This is a genomic window from Lacinutrix sp. (genome assembly GCF_023299985.1).
Lineage (GTDB): Bacteria > Bacteroidota > Bacteroidia > Flavobacteriales > Flavobacteriaceae > Lacinutrix.
Genome location: NZ_JALZVX010000177.1, coordinates 1 through 3,103, shown reverse-complemented (window position 1 = coordinate 3,103; position 3,103 = coordinate 1). Strand labels below are relative to the sequence as shown.

Genomic DNA, 3,103 nt, shown 5'->3' with positions numbered 1-3,103 from the left:
TTTCGACATATTTGGAAAGTCGCCAAATTTTTAAATTTGACGATTTCCAATAAAAAAGATAAATAGTAAAATTTAAAAATATGGCTTGTGCTTAACCGAATGGTTCGTGCATTTTTTCCGCCCTACTATTCTTATACAATTCCGTTAGCGGTAATTTGACCAACGAACTAAATGAAACAAGAAATTTCAGTTAATAAAGCAATAAGCAGAGGGCACTTAATCGTGAATATTCCTGTCTTTATTTGTATTATCGGAATTCCTGCATTATCTCTTTATTTTTCAAATCAAAATTTAATTCCTAAATGGGGAATTGGAATTGGATTTATTTTAGGTTTTGTAGTTGCTTGGTTAGTTTGGAGTTTTATGATTACTAAGTGGAGAATTTGGGCATTTGATAATGTTAGAAATGTTCACGAATTAAAAAAAAGAGCAATTCAAGAAAAGCTTATTTGGAATGACGGAAATATATTTGAGAAAACTGAAATTAGGACTCTTGAAGACAAAGAAGAACTAAAGAAACTCGAAAAAAAATTCGATAAAGAAGATATTTATAGAGAAGATTATTCTCTTCCACCAAAAACTAAAATTAAGTATTCTAAATCGTTAGGATTGTTTGAACTAATTATTTCAATATTAATAATTGGTCTTGGAATATATTTTATGACAAAAGGAACGAATAAAAATTACATATTGGGAGGAATAATTAGTTTAATTGGAATTTATAGTTCTATTAAAGAATTACGAAAATTCCTCAACAATAAGCCTCAAATAATTATCGACAATAAAGGAATAGAAACAATAACAACTGAATTTAAAAATTGGTCGAATATCGAAGATGAACAAGTTATTCAGGAAGGATATGGAAAATCCGCAAAATCCTATCTGACTTATTGGTATGACGAAGAAATATTTGAAAAAGTAGAAATTGACCAATTAAATATCACTCATCAACAATTAGAAAATATAATCCGAACATATAGAATACGAAACAATAAAAACTACCGCTAACAACGTATAAAATTAATTGCTTGGTACGAGCCTACTTACGAAAATCCTCGCGGATTTTCTATTCGGTTTGTACTTGCTAAATTAGTTGCTTAAACAACGCAACTAATCTTATACAAGAACGTTAGCTGTAATATTGACTCACTCAATAATTGAAAAGATACTTTTACTCATTATGCTTTGATTGAGAAATGATAAAGGAATAAATTACCCTAAATCTAAAAAGAATCTATGCGAATTATAGTAAAAACAATTTTGATGTTATGTTTTATAACATTGTCCTCTTGTAAGGTCAAGAGTTATAGAGAAAAGTTTTCAAATTATTTTGATTTATCAAACCAATTAAATTTTATTGAGAGTAACATTATTAACTCGGATAATAATGAATTTACGATTGATATACGTTATGGACATAACATTATTAAAACTTTAAAATCTGAATTATCGGTTTCAACGGATAGCGTAAGAATAAAAAGTATTAAAGAATCGAATAATCAAATTGTCATTGATACTATTTTTAGTATGTCAAAAAGTCAAATTATAAAGGAAATTGAATTTCAAAAAATCAACGCAAAAGACATATTTATTTTAGCAGGGCATTACCAATGGATATTTATTTCAAAAAATGATAGATTAATACGTTATCCGACAACAAGAGTCGGAGGATATTTAATTGAATTTTTGGAAAATGGGGAGTTACATTACGCGAAAAATACTACAGCTAACAACGTATAAAAACAATAGGGCAATTGGTGCTTAACCCAATATTTCAGGCACTTTTTCGAGGTCGCCATATTTTTAAATTTGGCTTATTGAGAAAAAAAGATAATAAGAAAAATTTAAAAATTCGGCTTGTGTTTAACCGAATAGTAACAGCGTTTTTTCCGCCCTACTATTCTTATACAATTCCGTTGTGCGTCATATAACCAAACCGTAGATGAAATACATTTTTATAATATTAATATCTCTTCTATCAGTTTCCTGTAATTCTCAAGAAAAGAAATCGAAAACTGTCGAAATTGATAATTCTAAAAAGCAGAATAAATCTCTTCAAATTGGACAATATGTTTCGGGAGTTTTTGAAGATTCTAAAGGAAATTTGTGGTTTGGAACTATTGAAAAAGGAATTGCAAAATACGATGGAAATGTTTTAAGATACTACACAGTAAAAGACGGACTTCCCTCAAACAGAGTAACCAGCGTTAAAGAAGATAGTGATGGTGTTTTGTGGTTTAATACAGGTAATGGAATCTCAAAATATGACGGACAAAAATTCACGAACTTAAATATCAAACAAGATGACATTTTAGCGAATTTGGTTAGTCAATTCCTTATAGATGATAAAGGTAAAATGTGGGTTGGAACTTGGAGTGGTGTTTTCCAATTTGACGGAACAGAATTCACCCACTTTCCTATTCCTTATCCCAAAATAGAAACGACAATAAATAATAAATCAAAAGACTGGATAACAGAAATTAAAGAAGATATAGAAGGAAATATATGGTTTTCGAGAGATGGTTACGGAATAGCTAAATACGATGGAATTTCATTTACACATTATGTAAAAAAAGATGGACTGCAATCTAATAATGTTACAGAAATAGAAATTGATAATCAGAATAATTTGTGGTTCGGAATGAGAAATGGCGAAAATGACAATTCAAATTCTGAAAAGCGTGATGGAAAAGGTGGGGTTAATAAATTGACCAACAAAAAAATTATATCATTACCAGAAATAAAAGCATTTGACTATGATGATATCTACGAAATCCATAAAGATAATAACGGGAATATTTGGATAGGCACAAGTGAAAATGGAGTATATAAATATGACGGGGAAGTATTCAAAAATTATGCTGTTCCAATTTCAATTATGAGTATGGAAGATGACAAAAAAGGAAATCTTTGGTTAGGTGGAGCAGGCGGATTATACAAAATTGATAAAAATGACAATATAATAAACGTAACAACCGATGGACCTTGGGAATGAAAAATACGAACGCACAACAATGTATAAAAAACATAGGGCGTTTGTGCTAAACCAAAAGGTCTGTGAATATTTACAAAGTCCGCTAAATATAAAATTTGGCGTTTATAG

The 3,103-nt window shown here is 29.4% G+C and carries 3 protein-coding genes; all 3 read left to right on the top strand.

Features of this window, described 5'->3' with window-relative positions; all coding sequences use genetic code 11:
- Positions 1 to 171: 171 nt before the first annotated feature.
- The 3 genes from Q0C58_RS09600 to Q0C58_RS09590 all read left to right on the top strand — a co-directional run bounded on the left by Q0C58_RS09600 (position 172) and on the right by Q0C58_RS09590 (position 2,995).
- A complete protein-coding gene (locus Q0C58_RS09600) occupies positions 172 to 1,008 on the top strand; it encodes a hypothetical protein (protein WP_290700640.1) in 837 nt (278 codons plus the stop codon).
- Positions 1,009 to 1,236: 228 nt separating this feature from the next.
- Positions 1,237 to 1,740 (top strand): hypothetical protein, encoded by a 504-nt coding sequence (locus Q0C58_RS09595; protein WP_290700639.1) that lies wholly within the window; start codon positions 1,237 to 1,239, stop codon positions 1,738 to 1,740.
- A 202-nt stretch (positions 1,741 to 1,942) separates the two neighbouring features.
- Positions 1,943 to 2,995 (top strand): two-component regulator propeller domain-containing protein, encoded by a 1,053-nt coding sequence (locus Q0C58_RS09590; RefSeq protein WP_290700637.1) that lies wholly within the window; start codon positions 1,943 to 1,945, stop codon positions 2,993 to 2,995.
- Positions 2,996 to 3,103: the final 108 nt, after the last annotated feature.